Origin of the sequence: Mycobacterium sp. 94-17, assembly GCF_035617725.1 — a bacterium.
Lineage (GTDB): Bacteria > Actinomycetota > Actinomycetes > Mycobacteriales > Mycobacteriaceae > Mycobacterium.
Genome location: NZ_JAPIYN010000003.1, coordinates 282,427 through 309,291, shown reverse-complemented (window position 1 = coordinate 309,291; position 26,865 = coordinate 282,427). Strand labels below are relative to the sequence as shown.

The window sequence follows — 26,865 nt, the reverse complement described above, 5'->3', positions numbered from 1 at the left end:
CTTTCATCACCTCCACACCGACCACGACACCCGAACAAAGCCTTGCCCATCGGCAGCGGCTTGACATAGGAGAAACGTGTGAGCCGATCTCGGCCAGGGCGACCACGCAGTACTGCGGTACACGATGCGATCCTGAACGCCACCCGCGCCCTACTCGTCAAGAGTGGTTATGCGGGCGTGTCCATGGACAAAGTCGCCACCGGCGCCGGCGTCGGGACACAGACGGTATATCGCCGATGGCCGTCGAAAGCTCCACTGGTGGCCGAAGCGGTCATGCAGGCCTACGCGCGAGCGGACTTCACGCTGCCTGATTCAGGCGACACGGTCGAAGACTTGCGAGCCTGGATGCACAACTACGCCGTAATGAATGCCGCAAACGAAAATGTCGCATTGGTTCGCGCCCTGGCGGCTGCGGCCGCCGAGGACCTTCGCGATCGCGACACCTTGTACGGGCAACTGACCGGTCGGTTCCACGACGCGCTGTGTCAGCGACTACGGACCGGGGTTTCGCGCGGACAGATTCGTGCCGACGCCGACATCGAGGCCGCCGCCGATGCGTTGCTCGGGGCCACGTTGTACCGCATGCTCAGCGTCACGACATCCGTACACGAAACGATCGGCCGCTACGACGGATTGCTTGACATCCTGACAAACGGGCTGTCCAGTCATTGACGGCGATAATTCAGCTGACGGTGAGTTGCAGGTGCTCGAGTCGCCTGACCAAGATGCTGGGCAGCCATTCTCCGACGTCGGTGGCCTCGATCCAGCTGGTCCGTTCCAGCAGTGTGCGGAACACGATCTGGGCCTCCAGGCGTGCCAGCGCCGCCCCGATGCAGAAGTGGACCCCCTTGCCGAACGTCACATGTCCCTTGGCGCCCGCGCGGTCGAGACGGAATTCGTCTGGCGCCTCGAAATGTGCGGGGTCACGATTGGCCGCTCCCCACAGCAGCAGCAAGTGGGAGTTGGCCGGCACTTCGACTCCGCCGAGTGTGGTGTCGCGCCATACATGGCGGTAGTGGCCGCGGAACGGAGGCTCGTAGCGCAACGCCTCTTCGACAAATGCATTCAACAGGTCCGGATTCTCCCGCAGTCGCTTCTGGATCTCCGGGCGCTCGGTAAGAATCCACGCGGCGCTGCCCAGCAACGACGCGGTGGATTCACCGGCCGCGCTGAAGAGCGTCAGCATGATGCCCATCGCCACTGCTTGGTCAACCTCGCCGGATGCGTAGCGTGCGGCCATGTCCGGTATCAGACCGTCTTCTACTGTGCCGCTTGACTTCTCGAAGTGCTCCATAACGTAGCTCGACAGTTCGAACGCGGCAATCCCGGCATTCTCCAACTGCGCCTGGGTGACGACACCGTCGAGCAATGTCGTGGTGGCGAAGCCAAGTCGGATGAGATTGTCGACATCGGCATCGGGCAGACCGAGTAGCTTAGCGACCACCATCATGGGAAGCCGGTTCGCCATCGCGGCCATCCACTCGATCTTGCCGTCGCGCAGGTTGTCGTCCCAGAGTTGTCGCGCGACGTCACCGGCGAACTCCTCGATGACGCGCACACGCTTGGCGGACAGGTGCGGCAAAAGAATCTTGCGGTGGATCGCATGCGTCGGATCGTCGGCGGTGGCCAAGGCGTGGTTGGGGCTGCCGGCCTCGATCATCGGGAACGGCGTCACGCTTCCGTCCTCGTGAAAGACCATCGTCGCGGTGAGGTTGGAGGAAAAGTCCTCGACCCGGTTCACCGCGTCGACCAGAGCGTCCCATCCGCACACGGCATAGAACTCCGAATCACCGATGCGGTGTACCGGCGCCTCGGCTCGCATTCGCTCATACAGCGGATAGGGATCCTGCAGGGTCTCGGCGCGAAAGAAGCTCGTCGGGTCGGCCAAGGCGCTCATAGCTACAGGTTGGATGCGCGGGCATGCCGGGTCAATACTGCGGCGCAAAGATGATGAGGCGCAGGTTGTCCATCGGGCACGCGCGCATTCACCTGCTCGCCTATCACCAGCACCGAAGGCTGAGAAAAGCCGCGAAAAATTCTCAGGATGAAAGAAGACACCGCATGGGAGGACGCCCTGGTGGCGGGATCCGAAAGCTTTAGCCCGCAAACGCCTTTCGTAACACCGAGCATTGACGGTCGAAAAACGCGCGGGAGACGCCTGCAGCCGGAGCGACGAGGTCGAAGCCGTGAAACGCTCCCGTCACCGTATCGATCTCGCACGGCACACCGGCAGCCGTGAGCCGGTGGGCGTACGCCACGCCTTCGTCGTGCAACGGATCGAGTGTTCCCACGCCAAGCCAGGCTGGCGCCAGGCCGGTCAGGTCGACTTGCCGAGCCGGCACCGCGACGTCGGGGTCGGCCCCGCGCAAGTAGGCGGCCCACCCCAGCCGATTGGCCTTGGGATTCCACAGTCGGTAATTCGGGTTCTCCATGCCTGGTCGATCACACGAACGGTCGTCAACCATCGGATACACCAGCAGCTGAAACAACGGGCTGACCTCGCCGCGATCGCGCGCACGCAGAGCCAGGGCCGCGGTCAAGCCGCCGCCGGCGCTGGCTCCGCCGATCGCGATTCTCGACGGGTCGACGTCCGGCAAGCGGGCCAGCCACCGTAGGACGTCATAGCAGTCGTCGAGCGCGGCCGGGTAGGGATGCTCCGGAGCGAGCCGATACCCGACGGCGGCGACCGGAACGTTGAGTCGTTGCACGAAACGCCGGCACAGCCTGTCGTCCTGCGCCGGCGATCCGATGACGTATCCGCCGCCGTGAATCCACAACAGCGCACCTGACGTGGTGTTCAACCCAGTCGGGCGGTGCAGCCGGACGCCCGCGCCGCTTGGCAACGTCAACACCTCGACGCCCTCCGGAGTGCGCCGCGGTTGCAATCTGGTCGCTCGGCGCACGATCGGCATCGTGTACCGACTGAACACCCCGCGCGGCAACACCCGGGCGATCCGGCGGAGGTCGGGGTGAAAGTCTTCGGTCATCGGGATCACACCGGAAAGCTAACACCGGTTAGTTCCTCTGCGATTGACCACAATCGCGTCTGCACCGCCTCGTCGTAGGACTTTGCGCTGGACTTCACCAATTTCGGATACCCTCTCAGCTCGAAGGGACCGCGGGGTCCCCAGTACTGCCCACCCCGCACCTCCGGGTCAGTGGCGGCCAGCAACTGCGGCAAAGCCCCCATCGCGGGATCTTGGCCGATCACCGGGCCGGCGACCCTCATCAGCGGTGCCAGCGGTTTCCATACATGGCGTGTCAATTCGGAGTCGGTGAAACCGGGGTGCGCCGCTACGGCGATCGTCGGCTTGTGTGCAGCGTCGAGTCGGCGCTGCAGGTCGTAGCAGAACATCACGTTGGCCAGCTTGGACTGCGCGTAGGCAGCGGCCCGACTATAACGGCGCTGCCACTGCAGATCGTCGAAATGGATCGCACCGCCCATCTTGTGCGCATTGCTGCTCACCACGACTACACGTGAGCCTTCGAGCGACAGCATGTTGTCGAGCAACAACCCGGTCAGGGCGAAGTGACCGAGATAATTCGTGCCGAACTGCAATTCGAATCCATCAGCGGTGACCTGCTTGGGCGGGATCATCACTCCGGCGTTATTGACCAGCAGATCGATTCGCGGGTGGTCGCTTTTCAGTGCGTCGGCGGCGGCGCGCACTGATTGCAGCGAGCCGAGATCGAGCGCCTGGACAGTGACGTCGGCACCGGGCACGGTCCCGAGGATGCGGGCCCTGGCGGCCTTTCCCTTGTCGGTGTCGCGCACCCCCAGGACTACCGAGGCGCCGTGCTCGGCCAGCGCGCGGGCCGTGTCGTAGCCCAAGCCGGTGTTCGCACCGGTGACGATGGCCACCCGCCCGCTCTGGTCGGGTATGTCAGCCTCGGTCCATTTCCTTCGTGGCGCCGCCGTCATGCCTTCAGGCTGAAATGCCATGACGGGCACGGTCAATGGTGGATGCCAAAGTTGATAAACGCGAAGGTGACGTGCTCGACATCTATCAAACCTTCAATGGCGCTCACCTGCGCTTTTGGTTGAGGATGCGCACGTGCACATTCTCATGGTGAGAGGATCCTTTCATTCTGATGCGTCGCGCGGCAGCATTGGCACATGCCGCGCAACGATTGGCTGGTCGGACAAGACAGACACAGCGCAGCCACCGATAAGATCTACAGCGCCGCCGCCGACCTCATCGCTGAGCTCGGATACGAATCCTTCACCATCGAGGCGCTGGCCGCGAAAGTCCACTGCTCGCCGGCGACGATTTACCGGCGCGCCGGCGGTAAAGCCGCCATCCGCGACGCCGTGGTAGCCATCCAGGCCACCCGGATCTTGGACACGGTGCGCGACGCCATCAAAAGCCTCACCGGCACAGATCGCGTCGTGACTGCCACGGTTGTCGCCTTGGAACGGATGCAGTCCGATCCACTGATTGCGCTCATGCCGTCGATGCAATTGGCTCCCGGCAGCGAATGGCTTACCAACTCTCCCGTAGTCACCAGCTTTGCCGCCGAAATGCTCGGCCCCGACAACGACGACCCTCTCGCCGCGCAATGGCTGATCCGTGGCTTCCTTGCCCTGTGGTGCTGGCCCCTCAAAGACGGGGCGGCTCAACGCGCGGTGGTCCAGCGATTCCTCGGGCCACCCATCGGCCAAGACCGGGCGCTTGCGTGCGATGCGCCTTTGTAACGATGTTCTAGACTTCCAGTACAAACTCTGGGACTATGACGGCGTGCGCACGATTCCTGAGCCCATCGCCGCAAAGGTGCTCCTGGCCGCCGACGTCATCGCCGATCGTGGCCTCGACGGCACCAAGATCGAAGAGCTCGCCGCGGTGACCGGGGTGCCCAAAGCAACGCTCTACTACTACTTCGAGGGCAAAGAAGGGATCCTTTCCCACATATTCGGTGTCGTCCTGGACGCACTCGACGTCGCTGTCCGTGACGGGCTGGCAGCTGCGGGCGATCCCGCTCACCGGCTGCGCCAGGTCGTCATCAACCACGTCGACGTTTTCAAGCGCTACCCCAGCGCGTGCCAGGCACTGCATTTCGACATTGGTCGCGCGACGCGTCGTCCCGATCTGGCCGTCCGCAACCGGGCGGCCTACCTGGAACCGGTTAGCGCTCTCATCGCAGAGGGCGTCGGCGCCGGCGCCTTCCGCGCGGTGCCCGACCCATATCTGGCTGCGCTGACCGTGTTTGGAGCCACCACGACGGCCGCGATCCACGTCATAGCGGTCGAACCCGCATCGCTCGACGAAGTAGCCGACACCGTGGCATCGGTCGCGTTGACCGGTTTGCAGGCAGCGCATCGTGGTTAACCGCAAGAACGCCGACCCATCTGTAGCGATCATCGGAGGTGGCTTCGCCGGAATCGCCGCCGGTGTCTACCTGACCAAGGCCGGGCTGCACGATTTCACCATCTTCGAGAAGTCCGCCGGTCTCGGCGGCACGTGGCGGGACAATACCTACCCCGGCGCCGAAGTCGACGTCCACTCCCAGCTCTACTCGTACTCCTTCCGGCCTCATGACTGGACGCGAACCCACGCACGCCAGGCCGAACTTCAGCAGTACCTGGAAGACGTAGTCTCCGAATACGGACTCCGATCCCATTTCCGATTCGACACCGCCGTCGACGAAATCTCCTGGGACAGCACCGCCAGCAGCTACCAGCTGAGGACCAAAGACGGTGCAATGTATACCTTTCGCGCAGTGATCAGCGCGGTCGGCATGCTCAACATCCCGAACTACCCCACCTGGCCGGGACTGGACGAATTTGCGGGACCCAAGCTTCACACAGCTCGATGGCAACCGATCGACATCGCCGGCAAGAAAGTGGCGGTGGTGGGAACCGGGTCCAGCGCAGTTCAGGTCGTTCCGGCGATCGCCGGAGTCGCCCAGCGAGTGAAGCTCTTTCAGCGAGAGCCCGGCTGGATCGTGCCAAAGCCCGATCGAGACCTTTCCGAGGACGAACGTGCGCGGCTGCGGCGGCCGAGGGCTCGGCGCCGCGAGCGGCTGCGTCAGTTCTGGCTCATCGAGATCGGCCAAATGTTCGGCTCGTTGCACCGCCCCGGCACCAAGATCAATACGGCCGCCGAAAATCGCTGCCGCGCTTATATTTCAAAAGTCTTCGCGGATCGTCCCGACTTGGCTGAGGCGGTCACTCCCAAATACCCTTTCCCGGGCAAACGCCCGGTGCTGACCAAGGATTTCTACCCCGCGCTGCTGCGTGAAGACGTCGAGCTGGTGCCGTACGCCGTTCAATCCGTCACCGCCGGTGGCGTTGTCGATGCGCGGGGCGTCGAGCATCCTGCCGACGTACTGGTCATGGCGACCGGTTTTCAACCAGCCAATTATCTCGCGTCCTACCGCGTGATCGGGCGCACCGGTAGGACGCTGCACGAGTTTTGGGACGGTGAACCACAAGCGTTTGCCGGCATCATGGTCCCCGAGTTTCCAAACTTCTACATCCTTTACGGCCCCAACACCAACGGTGGCGAAATCGTCTCCGCTTTGCAGCGGCAAGCCGAGTTCGCAGTGCAATCCATCAAGCGTTTGCGCGACGAAACTGTGGCACACATCGAAGTCCGGCCCTCGTTCTACCGACGATATAACCAATGGATCCAGAGTTCGATGTCCAAGACGGCGTGGGTGCGGTCGAACAACTACTACAAGTCACCGTCCGGACGGGTCGTCACCCAATGGCCTTACGGTGCAGTCATTTACCGAACGGTGACCAAGCTGCTGCGACGGCCCTCGGAAAGGGTGATCCGGCGCTCAGCGCCAATCCCCAGCCGATTGGAGTCAGTGAGTACGCGAGAGGTAGGGCAGACCCATGCATGACGTTGTGATTCGCGGAGGAAAGGTGGCAGACGGCACCGGCGAGGCCGCGTACACCGCCGACGTCGCCGTGACGGACGGTCGCATCGTCGAAGTCGGACGAGTCAGCGGTTCGGCGCGGCGCACCATCGACGCCGACGGCCTGCTCGTCACACCGGGCTTTGTCGACATCCACACTCATTACGACGGCCAGGCCACGTGGGACCCGCATCTGACGCCGTCGTGCTGGCACGGCGTCACGACCGCAATCCTGGGCAACTGCGGCGTCGGCTTCGCGCCGGTTGCAGCACCGGATCGGCAACGACTCGTCGAGCTCATGGAGGGTGTCGAAGACATCCCGGGAACGGCTCTCTACGAAGGAATTCAGTGGGATTGGGAGTCTTTCCCCGAATACCTGGACGCGCTCGAACGCGCGCCACACGCCCTGGATATCGGTGCACAGGTGCCACACGCCGCCGTCCGTGCCTACGTGATGGGCGAACGCGCGCTCGAGGATGCGACCCCTGACGACATCGACGCAATGACCAGAATCGTGGCCGAATCCCTCGCGGCCGGCGCGGTGGGCTTCTCGACCGGCCGGACCCAGGGACATCGCGACGTACACGGCAATCCTGTCCCCGGGACCTTCGCGGCCGAGGAGGAACTCGAGGCGCTGTACGCCACAATGGCCGCGGCCGGACGAGGCGTCTTCGAAGTGGTTCCAGCCGGCGTCGGTGGCGTCGAAGGCCTCGATCCCGAGGGCGCTTTGGACGGTGAGCTCGAATGGATTGTGCGGCTTGGCCAGTCGGCACCCGTGCCACTCACATTTCTGATCATGCAACCGACCTTCCAACCGGATTCCTGGCGGCCTCACCTCAAGGCCACCCATGAGGCGAACGCCAACGGCGCCAACATCCGCCCGCAGATCGGCAGCCGATGCTTCAGCGCGCTGGTCGGTCACCAATCGCGACTGAATCCGTTCAAGTACACAGAGGCCTACCAACGGATCTCGCACCTACCGCTTTCCGAGCTGATCGTGCAACTGCGTCAGCCACAGATCCGCGAGGCCATCCTCAGCCAGGCCCCACAGGCCAACAAAGCGTCGACCTCGCTGGATCGGATGTCACGCCAGGTCTTCGAGCGCCTCTTTCCCCTTGGCGACACTCTTGACTACGAGCCGACCGCCGACAAGAGCGTAGCCGCGATCGCACGCCAGAACGATCGCGACCCCTGGCACGTCACCTACGATCTCATGCTCGGCAGCGAAGGACGTGACTTCCTGCTGTTTCCGTTGCTCAATTACGGAAAGGGCTCGTACGACGGGCTTTACGACATGATGAGCGACCCGCTGACGGTGCAGGGCCTCGGCGACGGCGGGGCGCACTCATCGATCGTTTGCGACGCCAGCATGACAACGTACTTGCTGACGTACTGGACACGCGACCGATCTCGTGGGCCGCGACTGCCGCTCGAATACGCTGTGCGAAGGCTGACGAGCGACGGAGCAGATCTCTACGGTCTGCACGACCGCGGCCGCATTCGTGCCGGCCTGCGCGCCGACCTCAACGTCATCGACTACCAAAACCTGGCACTCGTGCATCCCGAAAGGGTCACCGACCTGCCCGGCGGCGCGGGCCGACTGGTTCAGAGGTCCAACGGTTACATCGCCACCCTGGTGGCAGGCGACATCGTCGTGGAGGGCGGCGAGCTGACCGACGCCCGTCCGGGGCGATTGATCCGCTCGGGCCGCTAGCTCCTTCGCCGCAACGTGCAACCGAAGTCGAGCGGAGAGATCACGGTGTTGGTCAGGTACTACCGGCGGGCGACGTCATCGAACATCGACGCAACATCCCGGCGGATTCAGTTCCGCGCGACTCACGACGAAGGGAATGCTCGCCCTTTCATCGCGCGCCGACGAAGTCGCGGAAGTCCTGCGGAACATCGTTTGTTGCGACCTTCGTCAAGAAGTCGGGCGTGATCGCGGCGCTGTAAGTTTCCTCGCCGATGATGAAACCGTCGGCATCGAACGGCCAGACGATCAGCATGCGCAGCGTCAGCAGGTAGAAGCCGTCTTCGTCGTCGACGGGAAAACCCCTCGACGCCGCGTCCGCACCGTAGTAGAGCGAACGGAAATAGCCTTCGGTGACGATCGCGTCGTCATCGACGACGATGCGGTCCATGTCGAACTCCAGGCACCACTGGCCGCCTTTGACGATCGTCTCTTCGTAGAAGCTCCGAACCGCTTGCCGTCCAACCGGACTCATGTCCGCGGGCGCTCCCCAAGCCACGTATCGCGGGTTTGCGGTCAGGCTCGACATCACCAGATCCAGGTCGAGCCTCGCCTCGCCCATAGCGTGGTCCAGTAACCGCTCGAGCATCAGCAGATGCCGCGGATTGGTGGTCTTCGCGATCCGTTCTTCGATAAGCCGGAACGTCTTGGTCGGATCGATCAGCTCGGTCATGTGCGTCCTTCCCGCGGTGACCTGCGATGTTGCCATGCCTACGGGAGAAGCTCAGGCTTTCATCCCACTGGGTGAGAGCCCCGCCGAAGTGAGGTAGTCGGCTACGCATGTGCTGGGTTGTTTCGCCGCTGACACTCGGTTGTGCAAGTACTTCATCGACGACCTACGGGGCACACCATGACCATCACGGTTGACGCGTCGACCTGCCAGAGCGTCTTCGAGGCGGACCTGCCGTTCATCGACTACGAGCACTGCCAAGGCCTCGAGGAAGCCCACCAGATCATCCGCCACGCGCGACGACAGGCGCCGATCGCCATGGGCCCGCACGGGCCGGAGCTGCTGACCTATGAGCTGGTGCGAACGGTGCTGCGCGACACGCGATTCCGCGTACCCCAGGGCATGTTCCTGGCCTCCCAGGGCATCACCGTCGGCCCACTGTGGGAGCGCGTCGCCACGAACCTGATCAGTCTCGACGGGGCCGAACACCACCGGCTGCGCCGCCTGGTGTCCAAAGCCTTCACCCCGCGCGCCACCGCGCGGCTGCGCACGACGATCGTCGAGGTGATCACCGAACTGGTCAACCACCACACCACAACTGGGCGCTGCGAGGTGGTCGGCGATATTGCCCGCCAGTACCCCATCCCGGTGATCTGCGCTCTGCTGGGCGCCCCGGCGCGGGATTGGAAGCTGTTCTCGGAATGGACGGACTACATCTTCAAGGCCTTCAGCTGGGAGGTCGCCGCCCACCAGCGAACCATCCTGGCCGCGTGGGACGAACTCGACGCCTACATCGACGACATGGTCGCGCAGCGACGACACACGCTGACCGACGACCTGCTCTCCGACCTGATCCGCGCCGAGGACGACGGCGATCACCTCAACGCCGACGAGCTCCGGATGCTGGCCGCGGGCCTCCTGATGGCCGGCACCGACACCACACGCAGCCAGCTGGCCGCCTCCGTGCACGCGCTGTGTGACCGGCCCGAGCAATGGGCGTTGCTGGCCGCGCATCCCAAACTCGCAAGCAACGCAGTCGAAGAGACGATGCGCCATTCACCGATCGCCGGGGCGACGCTGCGCACCGCACTCGAAGACGTCGAAATCGCCGGGGTGGTAATCCCGGCCGGCACCCTCGTCGTCGCCAACACCGCCGCCGCCAACCGCGATCCCGACGTCTATGACGACCCCGACCGGCTCGACATCACCCGCACGGGGATCCCGCCGATGCAGACGTTCGGCGCCGGCATGCACTATTGCCTTGGCGCCAACCTGGCCAGACTCGAACTCGCCGAAGCCCTCGCAGTCATGACGCAGCGGATGCCCAACGCCCGCCGCGCCGGCCCCGCCCCATGGAAGCCGCTCACCGGGCTGAGCGGGCCGAGCACGTTGCCGATCGAATTCGACCCCGGACACTGACCGCGGGCTACTCGCCCTGCGCGTACCGCTTGGCGAACATCCGCCTGCGGGTGAACGGCGACAGCACCGCCTCGTAGTGGCCGAGCAACTCGTCGCAGATGACCGGCCAGCTGCGGCCGAGCACACTGCGGCGGGCGGCCGCCGAGTAGCGGGACCGTTCGGCGATCAGGTGCGCTACCGCGTCGGGCAGCCGGGACTCGAACTCGTCGACGGCCAACAACAGACCGGTGCGCCACGGTGTGACGAGGTCGCGTGGGCCGCCGGCGTCGGGGGCGATCACCGGCAACCCCGACGCCAGCGCTTCCTGCACGACCTGACAGAACGTCTCGTGCTCACCGGGATGCACGAACACGTCCATGCTGGCGTACGCCGCGGCGAGGTCGTCGCCGTACAGCGCGCCCGTGAAAACCGCTGCCGGCATTGCCGATTGCAGCTGCCTGCGGTCGACGCCGTCGCCCACCACCACGAGCTGCACCGCGTCGTCGTCGGCCAGCCCGACGAGACGTTCGACGTGTTTCTCGGGCGCGAGCCGGCCCACGAACCCGACGACCGGCTTGCCCAGCGGCGACCACTGATGCCGCAGCGCCTCGTTGCGGGCGGACGGCGCGAACCGCAGCACGTCGACACCGCGGGCCCACCGGTGTACTCGCGGAAAGTGATGGGCAACAAGTGATTCCATGGTCACACTGGACGGCGCGAGGGTGCGGTCGGCGAGGCCGTGCAGATGGCGGAACCACGCCCAGGCGGCTCGCGCGGTCATCGGGATGCCGTAGCTCGCCGCGAAGCCCGGGACGTCGGTCTGATACACCGCGACCGTCGGCACCCCCAGCCAGCGGGCCGCCCGCACCCCGCCGTAGCCCAGCAGCGCCGGCGACGCCAGATGCACCACGTCGGGATCGAACCCACGCAATACCTTCACCAGCCGCGGCGTGGGCACCCCGAGCGGCAGGGAAGTCACCTTGGGGAACATCCGAGACGGCACCCGGTGCACGCGGATCTCGTCGTAGATGCGATCCGCCCGGGGCTGCCCGGGAGGCGTGTCGGGGGCGATGACCAATGCCTCATGACCCGTCCGGCGCAGATGCTCGAGCACCCGGATCACCGAGTTGCTGACACCGTTGACCTCGGGGAGGAAAGATTCCGCGACGATGGCAACGCGCACGTCACCACCGTGTCAGCACCGGCTGTCGACAAGGTTGCCTACGGGCATACGTCACGCGAAATTTGCAGGTCCGACGCTTTCGGCGGCCGGGCTCTCGGGCGCCCCACGGGGTCCGTCGCGGCGGTCGAGCCAGTTGTCCAGCAGGGCCAGCGCGATCAGGATCGCCGCCGCGCCCACCCAGCCCACCACCGCGATGGACCCGGCCGGGATGATTGCCAGCCCGGCATTGCGATGCTGCACGCGCACCAGGTTCGGATCGTTCTTGTTGTACTCGACGTAGATCCGCATCCCGGTGGCCAAATGGGACGGATAGAGCACCCCGAGTTCGGGACGGTAGGTGACCCGCTCGGGGGTGACGAATTCGATGGTCGAACGGCGCGGTCCGGCGCTGAGCACCTCCGCCTGCGCGACCCCCATGTTGCGGGTGATCGCGATGTCGTCGCGCCACGCGCCGGCCACCAGCAGCAGCGACTGCAAGGTAACCAGCGCGGCGACGATCAGCACCGAAATTCTGGCCCACCGCAAGACAATCCTGGCCCGCGTCTTCGGCGGCTCGTCACTGCGACCATGAATCAGTATGTGCAGCAGAACTTTTGGAGATATCGCCATCTACACGCGCCTCACAGCGCGGCCCTGATGGCGGCGTGCAACTGCCGCAGCGACGACCGGTCGGCCTTGACTTCAAGCACCCGCATTCCGGCTCCGGGTTCGTCGAGCGCCGTGGGCAATTCGCCCACCTCGATCTGCCGGCTCTCGACGTGGTAGGCGCGGCACAGCGCGCCGACGTCGACGTCGTGCGGTGTGCCGAAGATTCGGGACGACACGTCGGAGAACCGCGGGTCGCCCTGTTCGAGCAGTTCGAAGATGCCGCCGCCGTTGTCGTTGGAGACGACGATCGTCAGGCGGCGCGGGGTGGGTTCGGTGGGGCCGATGAGCAACCCGGAGCTGTCGTGCACGAAGGTCAGGTCACCGATCAGCGCGACGGTGCGCGCCGGGCCGTTGGGCCCGCCCTCGCGTTCGTGTGCGAGAGCCGCCCCGATCGCGGTGGAGACCGTCCCGTCGATCCCCGCGACGCCGCGGTTGGACCGCACCCGGATGGCGCGGGTGTCCAGGCCGACCAGCGCCGCGTCGCGCACCGGGTTCGAGGCGCCGAGCACCAGCTGGTCGCCGGGTGCCAGCGCATCGGCGACGGCCGCCGCGACGTGCAGGCCGGTGGTCAGCGGGTGGGCCTCGAGCTGGCTGCGGACGGCGGCGAGGGCACTCTGGTGGCTCTGCGCACAGCGGTGCAGCCACGCCGGGTTCGGTGCGCCGGTCGTGACCGCGCGGGTCCCGGTGGCCTGCGAATTGCCCGAAACGTCCGGCCAGCGCGGCCCCGTGGTGAGCGCGAATACCGGCACCTGCGGGTCGGCCAGCAACGCGGACACGGGCCGGTGCAGGGTGGGGCGGCCGAGCATGATCACCTGATTGGGCCGCAGCATGGGCAGCGCCAGCGGGTGCAGCGGATTGGCCGGGGCGGGTGCCGTCGGCTCGGCGACGGTCGGCAGCTGCGCCAGGTTGGGCTGCACACCCGCGCCATGCCCCGCGATGACGACCGTGTCGGGTGACAGGTCGATGTCCAGCGGCTGGTCGAAGCTGACCGGCGGGGTGTAGGTCCACGGCCGCCCGCCCGCGCGGCCCTGCGGCGTCACCGGGCCGTCCGGCTCGGGATCGGGCACCAGGGGTTCGCGCAGCGGGATGTCGAATTGCACGGGACCGGCGTTGGCGGTTCGGGATCCGGTGGCGGCCACCAGCACCCGGCAGGTCGCCGATCGCCAGGTCGCGTTGAGGGAGTCCAGCCGCTCGGGGGCGTCCTCGGCCAGGCCAAGGCTGATGGTGGCCCGCACCTGCGTGCCGAAGTAACCCAATTGCTCCATCGTCTGGTTGGCCCCGGTGCCCAGCAGCTCGTAGGGCCGATTCGCCGACAGCACGATCAGCGGCACCCGGGCGTAGTTGGCCTCGATCACCGCCGGGCCGAGGTTGGCGACGGCCGTGCCCGACGTCATGGCGACACAGACCGGCGCGCCGGCCGCGATGGCCAGGCCGATGGCCAGATAGCCGGCGGTACGCTCGTCGATGCGAACGTGCAGGCGGATGCAGCCGGTCCGGTCGGCGTCGTGCAGGGCGAAGGCCAGCGGGGCGTTCCGCGAACCGGGGCAAAGCACCACGTCGCGCACGCCGCCGCGAATCAGCTCGTCAACGACGACGCGGGCCTGGGTCGTCGAGGGGTTCACTCCTACAGGGTGTCACAGCCCGCTGACGATGCCCGCCGCGCAGCGGCGGGAGGAGGAAGCGGGCAATCCGGCCAAGCCCGCTGACGATGCCCGCCGCGCAGCGGCGACCCTCAGCCCTTGGTCTCGGCGAAGAACTTGAGCATGGCGGCGTTGACGGCGTCTGGTCGTTCGAAGAAGCCGAGGTGGCCGGCGTCGGGTATCTGCATGTAACGGCCATTGGGCAACGCGTCGGCAACCTCGCGGCCCAAGTGCGGCGGGGTGAGCACGTCGTCGGAGAAGCCGAGCACCAGGACGGGGGTCGCGATGCTGCGGTAGGCGGTCAGCCGGCTTGTGTAGGGCGCGATATCGAGCTGCGTGCGCATGCCCGGGGTGGGCTTGACCGGCCAGGTGGAAAACATCGCGATCCAGTCGGCAACCGCGGAGTCATCGTTGAGCGTCTTGCGGGAAAAGTTCTCCAGCAGGCGAATTTTGGCGTCGTACGCGGCCGGCAGCACGATGCCGGCGTCGGCAATTTCGGCCTCGGCGTCGCGGAAGAACTCCCGCGCCCGGTCCATCCTGCCCCGCGTGCCCATCAGCACCGCCGAGCTGACCAGCTCGGGCCGGGCGAGCATCAGTTCCTGGGCGATGAACGCGCCCATCGACATCCCGACGACGCGGGCCGGGGCCGCATCCAGGCCCTCGATCAGCGCCGCGGTGTCGGCGACCATGGTCTGCGTCGAGAATCCCCCGGCGTTCTCCGTCGCACCGATGCCCCGGTTGTCGAAGGTGATGACGCGGTATCCGGCCGCCATGAACGCGGGGACTTGATAAGGGTGCCAGGTTCGTCCCGCGCCGCCGTGGCCGGCGATAAATACCACGGGCTCACCGGAGCCGCGGTCGTCGTAAGCCAGGTTGATCACCCGGACGACGGTACAAGCAACCGATGACAGGCCTTGACCCGGTCGATCCACCACTGTCGCCGCTCCGGCGCGGCGCGCAGCGAGTGCAGCCGCTCCGGGTCGGGCGTGACCGGTCCCACCGCCAGGGCGCCGTCGACGGGCGCGGCGACGTCGGCCACATCCTCCAGGAACAGACCGCCGGTGCCCAGGCCGCAGGCGTGCCGCAGCACCGGCAGGGCGGCCGCGGCGGTCAGTCCGGCGGCGATGCCCACCGCCGAATCCAGCGCGCTGGAGACCACCACCGGGATGTCGATCTGCGCGGCGATCTCGAGCATGGCCGAAATCCCGCCCAGCGGAGCCACTTTGAGCACCGCGATATCGGCCGCGCGCGCGCGGACCACGGCCAGCGGGTCGTCGGCCTTGCGGATGCTCTCGTCGGCGGCGATCGGCACGGCGGGCATGCCCGGGTGGCGGCGTAGCTGCGCGAGCTCGTCGACCCCTGCGCAGGGCTGCTCGAGGTACTCCAGCGGCCCGTCGGCGGTCAGGGCGGCCGCGGCCCGCACGGCCTCCGCCACGCTCCAGCCGCCGTTGGCGTCCACGCGCACGACCGGAACCAGTTCGCGCACGGCGTTGACCCGTGCGACGTCATCGGCCAGCGTCTGCCCCGGCTCGGCCACCTTCACCTTGGCCGTGCCGGCCCCCGGGAAGCGGGCCAGCACCTCGCCCACCTGCGCGGCGGGCACCGCCGGCACGGTCGCGTTGATCGGGACGCGGTCGCGGCGCGCCGGCGGTGGCTCCCGGTAGGCGGCCTCGATGCCCGACGCCAGCCAGTGCGCCGCCTCGCGCGGTCCGTATTCGGCGAAGGCCCCGAATTCGCCCCACCCGGCCGGCCCGTCGATCAGCACGACCTCGCGGGTGGTGATGCCGCGGAACCGCACCCGCATCGGAAGCGCCACCACGTACAGCCGGTCCAGCAGGTCCTCCAGTCGAGGTAGGCGCGCCGGCATCACGCGCCGTGCACCTGGCGGCCCGCCAGATACGTCGCCTGCACCTGCAGGTCGGCGATCTTTTCGGGCGGCACGGTTCGCGGATCGGCGGAGAGCACCACCAGGTCGGCGTACTTGCCGACCTCCAGCGAGCCGACCACGTCGTCGGAGAACAGCTGCCAGGCCGCGTCGAGGGTCTGCGCGCGGATCGCCTGCTCGACGGTCAGGCGCTCCTCGGGTCCGAGCACCCGGCCGCTCGGCGCCGTGCGGGTCACGGCCACGCTGATGTTGCGCAGCGGTTCCTCGGGCGTGACGGGCGGGTCGTTGTGCAGCGAGATGCGCATCCCGGTCTTGACGGCGGAACCTGCCGGCATCCAACGGCTTCCGCGTTCCTCGCCGAACAGGCCGTCGACGATGACGTCACCCCAGTAGTGGATCTGGTCGACGAAGATGCTGCACGTCACCCCGAGGTCGTGGGCGCGGCGCAGCTGCTCGGGCCGGATGGCGCCGACGTGCTCGAGCCTCAAGCGATGATCGGGCCGCGGGTGGCGCCGCAGGGCCTCCTCGTACACGTCGAGGATGGTGTCCACGCCCGCGTCGCCCTGCACGTGGCACGCCATCGGCCAGCCCTGCGGGAAGTACGCGCCGACGATTTCGTGCAGCTGCTCGGCGGTGTAGTTGGCGCAGCCACAGGAGCCCGGCACGACGCCGATGATCCGGGTGGCCTCGGTGTCCAGATACGGAAAGGAGAGGTCGATGTTGCCGATCCAGGGCGAACCGTCGACCCAGATCTTGATGCCGACCTGCCGCAGGAGGTCGTCGCCCTGCCCGGGTGAGGCGGCGGTGGACATCTGCGGGTTGGAGATCTCGTAGGTGCGCAGCCGGACCGTGAGCTGATCGCGCAGTTGCTCGACCACCGGCCGGAAGTTCGGATCGAAGGCCATTTCCGAGCAGGTCGTCAGGCCGGCGCGGTTGAGCCGGGCGCATTCGGCGAGCAACATCTGCGGGTAATCGGCGAAGTCGATGGCACCACCCAACAGCGGAAACACCGCGCCGGTCTCCTCGGCGGTGCCGTCGAGCTCACCGCTGGCGTCGCGACCGTACTTGGCGCCCTTGGGATCCGGGGTGTCACGGTTCAGACCATGCAACGTGGCGGCGCACGAATTGAAGTACGCCTTATGCCCGGAGTTGTGGATGATCACCAGCGGGCTGTCGGGTGCGATGCCGTCGAGCCAGCTCAGCGTGGGTTCCGGAAGGCCGTTCTGCAGCAGCGGATCCCAGCCGTTGAGGTAGGCGCCGTCGGATCCCCGCCGGGCGACCTCCCGGTGGATCGCCGCGACGACGTCGTCGGCGCCGCGCATGGTGACCGGCCGGATATCGACGAGGCGGTCCGACAGCGCGACGGCCTCCATCAACGGATGCCCGTGCGCCTCAACGAATCCCGGCATGACGCAGCCGTCACCAACGTCGATGGTCCGGGTTTTTGGACCGATGAAGCCGGCGACCTCGGCACGGGTTCCGACGGCGACGATGCGGCCGTCGGCCACGGCGAGCGCCTCGGCGGTGGGCCGGGCCTCGTCGACGGTCAGGACGGTTCCGGTCACGACGAGAGCAGCGTCCATCAGTCGAACTTACAAGCTCGTCAAACGGCGCCACCATAAGCGCCGTGGCCGAGGGCGCGCCCGAGCCGAATTGCAACACGTTCTAGTCTTGCCGGATGAGTCACGCCGGCAACGATGCAGGGCGAAAAGATGAGGAGAAGTGGCCACATGAGTGACGAGTTGCTGCGCCATCCGACCCACAACGGGCACCTCCTGGTAGGCGCGCTCAAGCGCCACAAGGACAAGCCCGTGCTCTTCCTCGGCGACACCACGCTGACCGGTGGTCAGCTTGCCGAACGGATCAGCCAGTACACCCAGGCATTCGAGGCGCTGGGCGCCGGCACCGGCGTCACCGTGGGGCTGCTGTCGCTGAACCGGCCCGAGGTGCTGATGATCCTGGGGGCCAGCCAGACGCAGGGCTACCGTCGCACCGCCCTGCACCCGCTGGGCTCGCTGGACGACCACGCCTACGTGCTGTCCGACTGCGGTGCCAGCTCGCTGATCGTCGACCCCAACCCGGCGTTCGTCGAGCGCGCCCTGGGGCTGCTGGAGAAGGTCGACTCGCTCAAGCAGATCCTCACCATCGGCCCGGTGCCCGAGGCGTTGCGCGGTGTGGCGGTCGACCTGTCGGCCGAGGCGGCCAAATACGAGCCCAAGCCGCTGGTGGTCGCCGAGCTGCCGTCGGACCACATCGGTGGCATGGCCTACACGGGCGGCACCACCGGCAAGCCCAAAGGCGTGATGGGCACCACCGGCAACATCGCTGCGATGACCCAGATCCAGCTCGCCGAATGGGAGTGGCCGGAGAGCCCGCGGTTCTTGATGTGCACCCCGCTGTCGCACGCCGGCGCGGCGTTCTTCACGCCGACGGTAGTGAAGGGCGGCGAGATGGTGGTGCTGAGCAAGTTCGACCCCGCCGAGGTGCTGAAAACCATTGAGGAGCAGCGTATTACGGCCACCATGCTGGTGCCGTCGATGCTCTACGCGTTGATGGACCACCCCGATTCGCACACCCGCGACCTCTCGTCGCTGGAGACCGTCTACTACGGCGCCTCGGCGATGAACCCGGTGCGGCTGGCCGAGGCGATCCGCCGCTTCGGCCCGATTTTCGCCCAGTACTACGGCCAGTCTGAAGCGCCGATGGCGATCACCTACCTGGCGAAGGGCGACCACGACGAGAAGCGGTTGACCTCGTGCGGGCGCCCGACGCTGTTCGCGCGGGTCGCGCTGCTGGGCGAGGACGGCAAGCCGGTGCCACAGGGCGAGCCCGGCGAGATCTGCGTCAGCGGGCCGCTGCTGGCCGGCGGCTACTGGAATCTGCCGGAGGCGACGGCCGAGACGTTTAAAGACGGCTGGCTGCACACCGGAGACATGGCCCGCGAGGACGAAGACGGCTTCTACTTCATCGTCGACCGGGTCAAGGACATGATCGTCACCGGTGGCTTCAACGTATTTCCGCGCGAGGTCGAGGACGTCATCGCCGAGCACGCGGCCGTCGCGCAGGTGTGCGTGGTGGGCACCCCGGACGACAAGTGGGGCGAGGCCGTCACCGCTGTGGTGGTCCTGCGCTCCGACGCCCCGCGTGACGACGCCGCGATCGAGTCCATGACCGCCGAGATCCAGGCCGCGGTCAAGGAGCGCAAAGGTTCCGTGCAGTCGCCCAAGCGGATCGAGATCGTCGACGCGCTGCCATTGACCGGGCTGGGCAAGCCGGACAAGAAGGCGGTGCGGGCGCGGTTCTGGGAGGGTGCGGCCCGCTCGGTGGGCTGAGGTTTGCCGTTCGCGAGCGCCACTCTGATGTGACGCTCGGCGGCCAGCGTCACTCTGGTGTGACGCTCGGCGGCGCCCACGACCTGACTACTGTGGCAGGCATGGCAAATGCTGACGGGCTCAAGCCGCCCTGGTGGCTGAAGCCGGCGAACAAAGTGTTCATCCAGCTGTCGCGGCTCGGCCTGAGCTTCGGCGGTGAGAGCCCGGTTGTGTTGACGGTGCCGGGCCGCAAGTCGGGCACACCGCGGTCGACGCCGGTGACACCGATGACGGTGGACGGCAAACGCTATGTGGTGGGCGGCTTTCCGGGCGCGGACTGGATCCGCAACGTCCGCGCCGCCGAGCAGGTGACCCTGACCCGCGGCCGGCACTCCGAGCGAGTGCGGATGGTGGAGTTGCCCCCCGACGCGGCGCGGCCGTTCCTGCGGGCGTTTCCAACCGAGGTGCCGACCGGCGTCGGCTTCATGAAACGCTCGGGGTTGGTCAAGGACGGACGCCCCGAAGAGTTCGAGGCGCTGGCCGGCGTGTGTCCGGTGTTCCGGCTGGACCCGGCATAGGAGTTCGAAAACATTGAGTGACAACCCCTTTGATGCGCAGGCCTGGCGGCCCGTGGACGGGTTCGGCGACCTGACCGACATCACCTATCACCGGCACGCCGACGAAGCCACGGTACGGGTGGCGTTCGACCGGCCCGAGGTGCGCAACGCGTTCCGCCCGCACACCGTCGACGAGCTCTACCGGGTGCTCGACCACGCCCGGATGTCCCCCGACGTCGGCGTGGTGCTGCTGACCGGCAACGGTCCATCGCCCAAGGACGGCGGCTGGGCGTTCTGCTCCGGTGGGGATCAGCGCATCCGCGGCCGCAGCGGCTATCAGTACGCGAGCGGCGACACCTCCGACACCGTCGACACCGCCCGCGCCGGTCGGCTCCACATCCTCGAGGTCCAGCGGCTGATCCGCTTCATGCCCAAGGTGGTCATCTGTCTGGTCAACGGTTGGGCGGCCGGCGGGGGGCACAGCCTGCACGCGGTCTGCGACCTCACCCTGGCCAGCCGTGAACACGCCCGCTTCAAACAGACCGATGCCGACGTGGGCAGCTTCGACGGCGGCTACGGCAGCGCGTACCTGGCGCGACAGGTCGGCCAGAAATTCGCCCGCGAGATCTTCTTCCTGGGCCGCCCCTACACCGCCGAGCAGATGCACCACATGGGAGCCGTGAACGCCGTCGTCGACCACGCCGACCTGGAATCGGAAGGCATCCAGTGGGCGCGCGAGATCAACGCCAAATCGCCGCAGGCACAACGCATGCTGAAGTTCGCGTTCAACCTGCTCGACGACGGCCTGGTGGGCCAGCAGCTGTTCGCGGGCGAGGCCACCCGGCTGGCCTATATGACCGACGAGGCGGTCGAGGGCCGCGACGCCTTCCTGGAAAAGCGAGATCCTGACTGGAGCCGGTTCCCCCGCTACTTCTAGCGCCGGGCGCGCCGGGGGCGCCGCTCGGCGGCCAACGTCGCGCTGGCGTGACGCTCAGCGGCCAACGTCGCGCTGGCGTGACGCTCGTGGCAGTCGACGCCACGCCTAGACTCGCGTCACGTGAGCAAGAGTCCCCTTCGCCGGATCGCCGACCAGCTGGTGCTGGCGACCATGCGACCTCCCATGGCGCCGCAAGTACTGGTCAACCGTCCGCTGATCAAGCCGATCGAGTTGGCCGGCAAGCGCATCCTGCTCACCGGGGCATCGTCGGGGATCGGCGAGGCCGCGGCCGAACAGTTCGCCCGCGCAGGCGCCACGGTGGCGGTGGTCGCCCGCCGCCAGGATCTGCTGGATGCGCTGGCCGAGCGGATCACCGCCGCAGGCGGCGACGCGCTGTCGCTGCCGTGCGACGTCTCGGACATGGACGCCGTCGACGCGCTGGTCGCCGACGTCGAAAAGCGTCTCGGCGGAATCGACATCCTGATCAACAACGCCGGCCGGTCCATCCGCCGGCCGCTGGCCGAATCGCTGGAACGCTGGCACGACGTCGAGCGGACCATGGTGCTCAACTACTACGCGCCGCTGCGGCTGGTCCGCGGGCTGGCGCCCGGAATGCTCGAGCGTGGCGACGGCCACATCATCAACGTGTCGACCTGGGGGGTGATGTCGGAGGCCTCGCCGCTGTTCTCGGTGTACAACGCGTCGAAGGCCGCGCTGTCGACGGTGAGCCGGGTCATCGAAACCGAATGGGGCAGCAAGGGGGTGCATTCGACCACGCTGTACTACCCGCTGGTCGCCACCCCGATGATCGCGCCGACGAAGGCCTACGAGGGAGTCGCCGCACTGACGCCGGAGGAGGCCGGCGAGTGGATGCTCACCGCGGCGCGCACCCGGCCGGTGCGGATCGCACCGCGGATCGCGATCGCCGGCCGGGCGCTGGACATCCTGGGCCCGCGCTGGGTCAACGCCGTCATGCAGCGCCAGAGCATCCAGCCCAACCGCAACACCGACGGCTGACGGGGCCGCGCCGAATGCGCACTGTGATAGACACGACGCTATGGAGATCCTGGCCAGTCGGATGCTGCTCCGGCCGGCGGACTATCAGCAGTCGCTGACCTTCTACCGGGATCAGATCGGCCTGGCGATCGCCCGCGAATACGGGGGAGGCACAGTGTTTTTCGCGGGGCAGTCGCTGCTTGAACTCGCGGGTTACGGCTCCCCGGACCACTCCCGCGGCCCCTTCCCTGGCGCGCTGTGGCTACAGGTCCGCAACATCGAGGCAACCCAGACCGAGCTGCGCGGCCGCGGAGTGTCGATCGCGCGCGAGGCTCGCCGGGAACCGTGGGGCCTGCACGAAATGCATGTGATCGACCCCGACGGAATCACGCTGATCTTCCTCGAAATCCCGCCCGACCACCCGTTACGGCGTGACACCCGAGGTGAACAACAGGGAAACGCCGGTTAACTGAAAGGTAACATCTGGCGACGAGTCAAGGTATACCCGCGTTTCGACTGCCTCAGCATTCGACAATGGAAACCTCCAACCACCAGAATCAGGCGCTGTGAACATCCAATTGTTCCTCTTGATCATCGTCGTAATCACGGCATTAGCTTTCGATTTCACCAACGGCTTCCATGACACGGGCAACGCGATGGCGACCTCGATCGCCAGTGGTGCACTCAAGCCCAAAACCGCGGTCGCGCTGTCCGCGGTGCTGAACCTCGCGGGTGCTTTCATGTCCACCGCCGTCGCCGCGACGATCGCCAAAGGTTTGATCGACGGGCACATCGTGACGCTGGAACTGGTTTTCGCCGGCCTCGTCGGTGGCATCGTCTGGAACCTGCTGACCTGGCTGCTGGGTATCCCCTCGAGTTCGTCGCACGCCCTGATCGGCGGCATCGTCGGCGCCACCATCGCGGCCGTCGGCGCGCACGGGGTGATCTGGAAGGGCGTGGTGTCCAAGGCGATTATCCCGGCCGTCGTGTCGGCGATCCTGGCCATCGTGATCGGGGCGGTGGCGACCTGGCTGGTCTACCGGATCACCCGCGGCATCCCGACCAAGCGCACCGAAGCCGGCTTCCGGTACGGCCAGTGGGGCTCGGCGTCGCTGGTCTCGCTGGCCCACGGCACCAATGACGCGCAGAAGACGATGGGCATCATCTTCCTGGCGCTGATGTCCTACGGTTCGGTCTCCAAGTCCGCGTCCATGCCGCCACTGTGGGTCATCGTCGGCTGCGCCGTGTCGATGGCGCTCGGCACCTATCTTGGCGGCTGGCGGATCATCCGCACCCTGGGCAAGGGATTGGTCGAGATCCAGTCGCCGCAGGGCATGGCAGCCGAATCCTCTTCGGCCGCGGTCATTCTGCTGTCCGCCCACTTCGGCTACGCGCTGTCGACCACCCAGGTCTGCACCGGGTCGGTGCTGGGCAGCGGGCTGGGCAAGCCCGGCGGCGAGGTGCGCTGGGGCGTCGCCGGTCGCATGGGCGTCGCGTGGCTGGTCACGCTGCCGCTGGCCGGGCTGGTCGGCGCGCTCACCTACTGGATCGTGCACCTGATCGGCGGCTACCCGGGCGCCATCGTGGGCTTCGCGCTGCTGATCGCGGTGTCGGCCACCATCTACGTCCGGTCGCGCAAGGTCAAGGTCGACCACCACAACGTCAACGCCGAATGGAAGGGCGACCTGACCACCGGCCTGGACGAGCCCGAAGCAGAGCTCCCGCCCTCGAACCGCGGCGTCACCCTCGGCGGCAGGGCTTCCCGATTCGATTCCGACGACCCGACGATGAAGGCGAACGCTTCATGAGTCACGTCAGCGACTGGTTCAACTACGGGGCCTCGCTCAAGATTTTGCTCTTCGCGATGCTGGCCGGCGCCGCCCTGCCCGGACTGTTTGCCCTCGGGCTGCGATTCCACGCGATCGGCGCCGGACAGGCCGGCACCGAGGGCGGTGCGCCACAGAAGAACCCGGCCCTTTTGGCAGTCGCCTTCGGGATCTACGCGCTGGTGCTCGTGGTCATCGCATTCGCTTTGCTCTACATCTCGCGGGACTTCATCGCCCATCACACCGGCTACCCGTTCCTCGGGGCGAAAGCCAAGTAACATCGGTCAATGCCCACCGAGTTACCGAACCGGACACCGGGGGGAGTCGTCTCAGCGTGAACGGATTCCTGAACTCCATCGTCTCCTGGCTGCGCGCCGGATATCCCGACGGCATCCCGGCGACTGACACCTTCCCGGTGCTTGCGTTACTGGCCCGCCGGCTGTCCAACGACGAGGCCAAGGCGGTGGCCCAGGAGCTCATTCGCCGCGGTGACTTCGACGACGTCGACATCGGCGTGCTGATCACCCAGATCACCGATGAGCTGCCGTCGCCGGCCGACGTCGAGCGGGTACGGGTGCGGTTGGCCGCCCGGGGCTGGCCATTCGAGGACGAAGCCGAGGACCCGGCATAGCCGTACTGCGCGCACTGCACGTCGCGCCGGGCTCGGCGGCCTCGACTCTGCTGCCCGCGCTGGAACGGGTGCTGGATGGGCGCGACCCGGCGCTGGTCGCCTTGTCCACCGGCGCCGGCCGCGAGGCGGAGACGCTGCGGGTGGGTCTGCGTGTCGGGGAGGCCATCGACGACGACGTGGCCCTGGTCGCGGCGACGTCGGGAACCACCGGGGCGTCCAAGGGTGCATTGCTGACCGCCGAAGCCCTCAAGGCCGGCGCGACGGCCACCCATGCCCGCCTCGGCGGGCCGGGCAGTTGGCTGCTCGCGCTGCCGCCCCACCACATCGCGGGCGTGCAGGTTCTGGTGCGCAGTGCGCTCGCGGGCACGGTGCCCGTCGAGATGGATGTGTCCCCTGGATTCGATGTCACCGAATTGCCCGATGCCGTAAGCGCGTTGGGGCCGGGCCGCCGCTACACCTCACTGGTTGCCGCCCAGCTGGCCAAGGCGCTCGGCGACCCGGCCGCCGCGGGCGCCCTCGCCGAACTGGACGCCGTGCTGCTCGGCGGCGGACCCGCGCCGCCACCGGTCCTCGACGCCGCGGCCACGGCGGGCATCGCGGTGGTCCGCACCTACGGGATGAGCGAGACCGCCGGCGGGTGTGTCTACGACGGCATCCCGCTGGACGGAGTGCGGCTGCGCACTGACGACGGGCACATCGTCATCGGTGGCGCGACCCTGGCGAAGGGCTACCGCAACCCGGTGGACCCGGATCCGTTCGCGAAGCCGGGTTGGTTTCGCACCGACGATCTCGGCACCCTCAGCGCCGCGGGCGTGCTGACCGTCGTGGGCCGCGCCGACGACGCGATCAGCACGGGCGGGCTGACGGTGCTGCCGCAGCCGGTCGAGGCGGCGCTGTGCGGTCATCCGGCCGTGAGCGATTGCGCGGTCTTCGGAGTGCCCGACGACCGGCTGGGCCAGCGGGTGGTCGCCGCGATCGTGGTGCGCGACGGGTCCGCCCCGCCGACCCTGGACGCGCTGCGCACACAGGTGACGCGCACCCTGGACGCCACCGCCGCGCCGCGCGAGTTGCACATCGTCGACGCCCTGCCGCACCGCGGCATCGGCAAGGTCGACCGGACGGCGTTGGTGCGCCGGTTCGCCGGCACGAGCGATCAATAGGCTGTTCCTCCGTGAGGATCGCTCGGCGGGAGGCAGCACGCGAAGCGGCGGCGGTCACGGTCGGGGTGGTGCTGGTGGCGGCCGCGTTCGCGCTGCCGCGGATGAACCTGGGCGTACGATCGCGTCTTGACCTCGGCGCCGAGAAGTTCGCCACCCACGCCGACGCCGCGCCGATCTTCGGCGAATGGTTGATCCACGCCGGTTGGGGAACCGGGCCGGCCATCGCTATCGCGATCGCCGTCGTCGCGGCGGGACCAACACTGGCGCAACGCCTTTCGTGGCGGGCAGTGACGCTGGGCAGTTGGGCCACCGCGTGCGGGTGGGCGTTCGCGCTGGCGATGATCGACGGCTGGCAGCGCGGTTTCGCCGGCCGGTTGACCACCCGGGACGAATACCTGTGGCAGGTGCCCGGCATCACCGACATCCCGGCGACGCTGCGCACGTTCGCCGGCCGGATCTTGGACTACCAGCCGAACTCGTGGACGACGCACGTGTCGGGGCATCCGCCCGGTGCGCTGCTGACGTTCGTGTGGCTCGACCGGCTCGGCCTGCACGGCGGCGCCTGGGCCGGGCTGCTGTGCCTGCTGGCCGGCTCGAGCGCGGCGGCCGCGGTGGTGATCGCCGTGCGCGCGCTGGCCGACGAGCCGACCGCGCGGCGCGCGGCGCCGTTCGTCGCCCTGGCGCCGACGGCGATCTGGGTGGCCGTCTCCGCCGACGGATACTTCGCCGGGGTGGCGGCATGGGGCATCGCGCTGTTGGCGGTGGCGGTGCACCGCCCGGTCCGCTTTCCCGCGCTCACGGCCGCGGGCGCGGGCCTGCTGTTGGGCTGGGGTGTGTTCTGCAACTACGGCCTGATGCTGATGGGGTTGCCGGCGTTGGCGGTGCTGGCCTCCGCCCAGCGGCCGGGCAACGGCTGGGCGGCGTGGCGACCGATCCTGCGGGCCCTGGGCCCGGCCGCGCTGGCCGCGATCGCGGTGGCGGTGGCCTTCGCGGTCGCCGGATTCTATTGGTTCGACGGCTATACCCTGGTGCAGCAACGCTATTGGCAGGGCATCGCCAAGCAGCGGCCGTTTCAGTACTGGAGCTGGGCCAATCTGGCGAGCGTCGTGTGCGCGATCGGATTGGGTGGGGTCGCCGGCATCAACCGGGTGTTCGACTGGCCCGCCATCACCCGCCGCTCCGGTTTCCACCTGTTGTTGTTGGGCGTGCTGGCCGCGATCGTGTGCGCAGACCTGAGCATGCTGAGTAAGGCCGAGGTGGAGCGCATCTGGCTGCCGTTCAGCATGTGGCTCACCGCGGCACCCGCACTACTGCCGGCACGGTCACACCGGATCTGGTTGGCGCTCAACGCTATCGGTGCGCTGGCGATCAACACGATCATCCTGACGCACTGGTAGCGAACCGCCCGG

The 26,865-nt window shown here is 67.4% G+C and carries 26 protein-coding genes and 1 pseudogene; 17 read left to right on the top strand and 10 right to left on the bottom strand.

Going from position 1 to position 26,865, the window contains the following annotated elements:
• Window positions 1-78: 78 nt before the first annotated feature.
• Both OQ789_RS06195 and OQ789_RS06190 read left to right on the top strand, forming a co-directional pair.
• Window positions 79-258 (top strand): annotated as a pseudogene (locus tag OQ789_RS06195) (TetR/AcrR family transcriptional regulator); the annotation flags it as partial.
• Window positions 259-672 carry a TetR/AcrR family transcriptional regulator C-terminal ligand-binding domain-containing protein gene (locus OQ789_RS06190; protein ID WP_324684266.1) on the top strand — a complete coding sequence of 138 codons (414 nt, stop codon included), beginning with the start codon at window positions 259-261 and terminating at the stop codon, window positions 670-672.
• A gap of 10 nt (window positions 673-682) precedes the next feature.
• Here the strand turns inward: OQ789_RS06190 and OQ789_RS06185 are convergent, their stop codons facing one another.
• From OQ789_RS06185 to OQ789_RS06175, 3 genes are all read right to left on the bottom strand, one after another.
• Window positions 683-1,897: a cytochrome P450 gene (locus OQ789_RS06185; protein ID WP_324684217.1), complete on the bottom strand. Its 1,215-nt coding sequence runs from the start codon at window positions 1,895-1,897 to the stop codon at window positions 683-685.
• 199 nt (window positions 1,898-2,096) lie between these two features.
• Window positions 2,097-2,987 carry an alpha/beta hydrolase gene (locus OQ789_RS06180; RefSeq protein ID WP_324684264.1) on the bottom strand — a complete coding sequence of 297 codons (891 nt, stop codon included), beginning with the start codon at window positions 2,985-2,987 and terminating at the stop codon, window positions 2,097-2,099.
• A 5-nt stretch (window positions 2,988-2,992) separates the two neighbouring features.
• On the bottom strand, window positions 2,993-3,922 hold the full coding sequence (locus OQ789_RS06175; RefSeq protein ID WP_324684263.1) for an SDR family NAD(P)-dependent oxidoreductase: 930 nt from the start codon (window positions 3,920-3,922) through the stop codon (window positions 2,993-2,995).
• A gap of 195 nt (window positions 3,923-4,117) precedes the next feature.
• Between OQ789_RS06175 and OQ789_RS06170 the strand changes: the two genes are divergently transcribed.
• The 4 genes from OQ789_RS06170 to OQ789_RS06155 are packed head-to-tail and all read left to right on the top strand — an operon-like array spanning window position 4,118 to window position 8,578.
• A complete protein-coding gene (locus OQ789_RS06170; RefSeq protein ID WP_324684215.1) occupies window positions 4,118-4,696 on the top strand; it encodes a helix-turn-helix domain-containing protein in 579 nt (192 codons plus the stop codon).
• Between the two features lie 43 nt (window positions 4,697-4,739).
• Window positions 4,740-5,327 carry a TetR/AcrR family transcriptional regulator gene (locus tag OQ789_RS06165; RefSeq protein WP_324684213.1) on the top strand — a complete coding sequence of 196 codons (588 nt, stop codon included), beginning with the start codon at window positions 4,740-4,742 and terminating at the stop codon, window positions 5,325-5,327.
• Window positions 5,320-6,849: an NAD(P)/FAD-dependent oxidoreductase gene (locus tag OQ789_RS06160; RefSeq protein WP_324684211.1), complete on the top strand. Its 1,530-nt coding sequence runs from the start codon at window positions 5,320-5,322 to the stop codon at window positions 6,847-6,849. Before OQ789_RS06165 ends, OQ789_RS06160 begins: the two co-directional genes overlap by 8 nt.
• Complete coding sequence (locus OQ789_RS06155; protein ID WP_324684209.1) at window positions 6,842-8,578, top strand: N-acyl-D-amino-acid deacylase family protein; 1,737 nt, start codon at window positions 6,842-6,844, stop codon at window positions 8,576-8,578. Before OQ789_RS06160 ends, OQ789_RS06155 begins: the two co-directional genes overlap by 8 nt.
• Before the next feature lie 148 nt (window positions 8,579-8,726).
• On the opposite strand, the gene OQ789_RS06150 is transcribed toward OQ789_RS06155, so the two are convergent.
• A complete protein-coding gene (locus OQ789_RS06150; RefSeq protein ID WP_324684207.1) occupies window positions 8,727-9,287 on the bottom strand; it encodes a nuclear transport factor 2 family protein in 561 nt (186 codons plus the stop codon).
• A gap of 177 nt (window positions 9,288-9,464) precedes the next feature.
• Here OQ789_RS06150 and OQ789_RS06145 point away from each other — a divergent pair, with 177 nt between their 5' ends.
• A complete protein-coding gene (locus OQ789_RS06145; RefSeq protein WP_324684205.1) occupies window positions 9,465-10,703 on the top strand; it encodes a cytochrome P450 in 1,239 nt (412 codons plus the stop codon).
• 7 nt (window positions 10,704-10,710) lie between these two features.
• Here OQ789_RS06145 and OQ789_RS06140 read toward each other — a convergent pair whose 3' ends face one another.
• The 6 genes from OQ789_RS06140 to OQ789_RS06115 all read right to left on the bottom strand — a co-directional run bounded on the left by OQ789_RS06140 (window position 10,711) and on the right by OQ789_RS06115 (window position 17,624).
• Complete coding sequence (locus OQ789_RS06140; RefSeq protein WP_324684203.1) at window positions 10,711-11,865, bottom strand: glycosyltransferase family 1 protein; 1,155 nt, start codon at window positions 11,863-11,865, stop codon at window positions 10,711-10,713.
• Between the two features lie 51 nt (window positions 11,866-11,916).
• Window positions 11,917-12,474: a DUF3592 domain-containing protein gene (locus OQ789_RS06135; protein WP_324684200.1), complete on the bottom strand. Its 558-nt coding sequence runs from the start codon at window positions 12,472-12,474 to the stop codon at window positions 11,917-11,919.
• 11 nt (window positions 12,475-12,485) lie between these two features.
• On the bottom strand, window positions 12,486-14,135 hold the full coding sequence (gene menD / locus OQ789_RS06130) for a 2-succinyl-5-enolpyruvyl-6-hydroxy-3-cyclohexene-1-carboxylic-acid synthase (RefSeq protein ID WP_324684198.1): 1,650 nt from the start codon (window positions 14,133-14,135) through the stop codon (window positions 12,486-12,488).
• A 110-nt stretch (window positions 14,136-14,245) separates the two neighbouring features.
• Entirely contained in the window at window positions 14,246-15,034 is a 789-nt protein-coding gene (locus OQ789_RS06125; RefSeq protein ID WP_324684197.1) for an alpha/beta fold hydrolase, read from the bottom strand.
• Entirely contained in the window at window positions 15,031-16,020 is a 990-nt protein-coding gene (locus OQ789_RS06120; protein WP_324684261.1) for an o-succinylbenzoate synthase, read from the bottom strand. Before OQ789_RS06120 ends, OQ789_RS06125 begins: the two co-directional genes overlap by 4 nt.
• Complete coding sequence (locus OQ789_RS06115; protein ID WP_324684259.1) at window positions 16,020-17,624, bottom strand: amidohydrolase; 1,605 nt, start codon at window positions 17,622-17,624, stop codon at window positions 16,020-16,022. Before OQ789_RS06115 ends, OQ789_RS06120 begins: the two co-directional genes overlap by 1 nt.
• A gap of 111 nt (window positions 17,625-17,735) precedes the next feature.
• On the opposite strand from OQ789_RS06115, the gene fadD8 reads away from it, so the two are divergent.
• The 10 genes from fadD8 to OQ789_RS06065 all read left to right on the top strand — a co-directional run bounded on the left by fadD8 (window position 17,736) and on the right by OQ789_RS06065 (window position 26,853).
• Window positions 17,736-19,370 (top strand): fatty-acid--CoA ligase FadD8, encoded by a 1,635-nt coding sequence (fadD8, locus tag OQ789_RS06110; RefSeq protein WP_420716046.1) that lies wholly within the window; start codon window positions 17,736-17,738, stop codon window positions 19,368-19,370.
• A 101-nt stretch (window positions 19,371-19,471) separates the two neighbouring features.
• Window positions 19,472-19,927, top strand: a complete 456-nt coding sequence (locus tag OQ789_RS06105) for a nitroreductase family deazaflavin-dependent oxidoreductase (protein WP_324684194.1) — start codon at window positions 19,472-19,474, stop codon at window positions 19,925-19,927.
• Between the two features lie 13 nt (window positions 19,928-19,940).
• Complete coding sequence (locus tag OQ789_RS06100) at window positions 19,941-20,843, top strand: 1,4-dihydroxy-2-naphthoyl-CoA synthase (protein WP_324684192.1); 903 nt, start codon at window positions 19,941-19,943, stop codon at window positions 20,841-20,843.
• Between the two features lie 120 nt (window positions 20,844-20,963).
• Window positions 20,964-21,860 carry an SDR family oxidoreductase gene (locus OQ789_RS06095; RefSeq protein WP_324684190.1) on the top strand — a complete coding sequence of 299 codons (897 nt, stop codon included), beginning with the start codon at window positions 20,964-20,966 and terminating at the stop codon, window positions 21,858-21,860.
• A gap of 40 nt (window positions 21,861-21,900) precedes the next feature.
• Window positions 21,901-22,308: a VOC family protein gene (locus OQ789_RS06090; protein ID WP_324684189.1), complete on the top strand. Its 408-nt coding sequence runs from the start codon at window positions 21,901-21,903 to the stop codon at window positions 22,306-22,308.
• 97 nt (window positions 22,309-22,405) lie between these two features.
• On the top strand, window positions 22,406-23,647 hold the full coding sequence (locus OQ789_RS06085) for an inorganic phosphate transporter (protein ID WP_324684187.1): 1,242 nt from the start codon (window positions 22,406-22,408) through the stop codon (window positions 23,645-23,647).
• Window positions 23,644-23,943, top strand: a complete 300-nt coding sequence (locus OQ789_RS06080; RefSeq protein WP_324684185.1) for a hypothetical protein — start codon at window positions 23,644-23,646, stop codon at window positions 23,941-23,943. The genes OQ789_RS06085 and OQ789_RS06080 overlap by 4 nt, the downstream gene beginning before the upstream one ends.
• 56 nt (window positions 23,944-23,999) lie before the next feature.
• A complete protein-coding gene (locus tag OQ789_RS06075; RefSeq protein ID WP_324684183.1) occupies window positions 24,000-24,296 on the top strand; it encodes a DUF3349 domain-containing protein in 297 nt (98 codons plus the stop codon).
• Between the two features lie 68 nt (window positions 24,297-24,364).
• A complete protein-coding gene (menE, locus tag OQ789_RS06070) occupies window positions 24,365-25,456 on the top strand; it encodes an o-succinylbenzoate--CoA ligase (protein ID WP_324684182.1) in 1,092 nt (363 codons plus the stop codon).
• Between the two features lie 17 nt (window positions 25,457-25,473).
• Entirely contained in the window at window positions 25,474-26,853 is a 1,380-nt protein-coding gene (locus OQ789_RS06065) for a hypothetical protein (RefSeq protein WP_420716052.1), read from the top strand.
• The last annotated feature ends 12 nt before the right edge of the window (window positions 26,854-26,865 follow it).

Excerpts from the sequence above, each read along its gene's own strand:
- OQ789_RS06120 (WP_324684261.1), bottom strand. The coding sequence starts at position 16,020 with ATGCCGGCGCGCCTACCTCGACTGGAGGACCTGCTGGACCGGCTGTAC.
- OQ789_RS06155 (WP_324684209.1), top strand. The coding sequence starts at position 6,842 with ATGCATGACGTTGTGATTCGCGGAGGAAAGGTGGCAGACGGCACCGGC.
- OQ789_RS06080 (WP_324684185.1), top strand. The coding sequence starts at position 23,644 with ATGAGTCACGTCAGCGACTGGTTCAACTACGGGGCCTCGCTCAAGATT.
- OQ789_RS06150 (WP_324684207.1), bottom strand. The coding sequence starts at position 9,287 with ATGACCGAGCTGATCGATCCGACCAAGACGTTCCGGCTTATCGAAGAA.
- OQ789_RS06145 (WP_324684205.1), top strand. The coding sequence starts at position 9,465 with ATGACCATCACGGTTGACGCGTCGACCTGCCAGAGCGTCTTCGAGGCG.
- OQ789_RS06185 (WP_324684217.1), bottom strand. The coding sequence starts at position 1,897 with ATGAGCGCCTTGGCCGACCCGACGAGCTTCTTTCGCGCCGAGACCCTG.
- fadD8 (WP_420716046.1), top strand. The coding sequence starts at position 17,736 with ATGCAGGGCGAAAAGATGAGGAGAAGTGGCCACATGAGTGACGAGTTG.
- OQ789_RS06170 (WP_324684215.1), top strand. The coding sequence starts at position 4,118 with ATGCCGCGCAACGATTGGCTGGTCGGACAAGACAGACACAGCGCAGCC.
- OQ789_RS06105 (WP_324684194.1), top strand. The coding sequence starts at position 19,472 with ATGGCAAATGCTGACGGGCTCAAGCCGCCCTGGTGGCTGAAGCCGGCG.
- OQ789_RS06175 (WP_324684263.1), bottom strand. The coding sequence starts at position 3,922 with ATGACGGCGGCGCCACGAAGGAAATGGACCGAGGCTGACATACCCGAC.
- OQ789_RS06180 (WP_324684264.1), bottom strand. The coding sequence starts at position 2,987 with ATGACCGAAGACTTTCACCCCGACCTCCGCCGGATCGCCCGGGTGTTG.
- OQ789_RS06135 (WP_324684200.1), bottom strand. The coding sequence starts at position 12,474 with ATGGCGATATCTCCAAAAGTTCTGCTGCACATACTGATTCATGGTCGC.
- OQ789_RS06090 (WP_324684189.1), top strand. The coding sequence starts at position 21,901 with ATGGAGATCCTGGCCAGTCGGATGCTGCTCCGGCCGGCGGACTATCAG.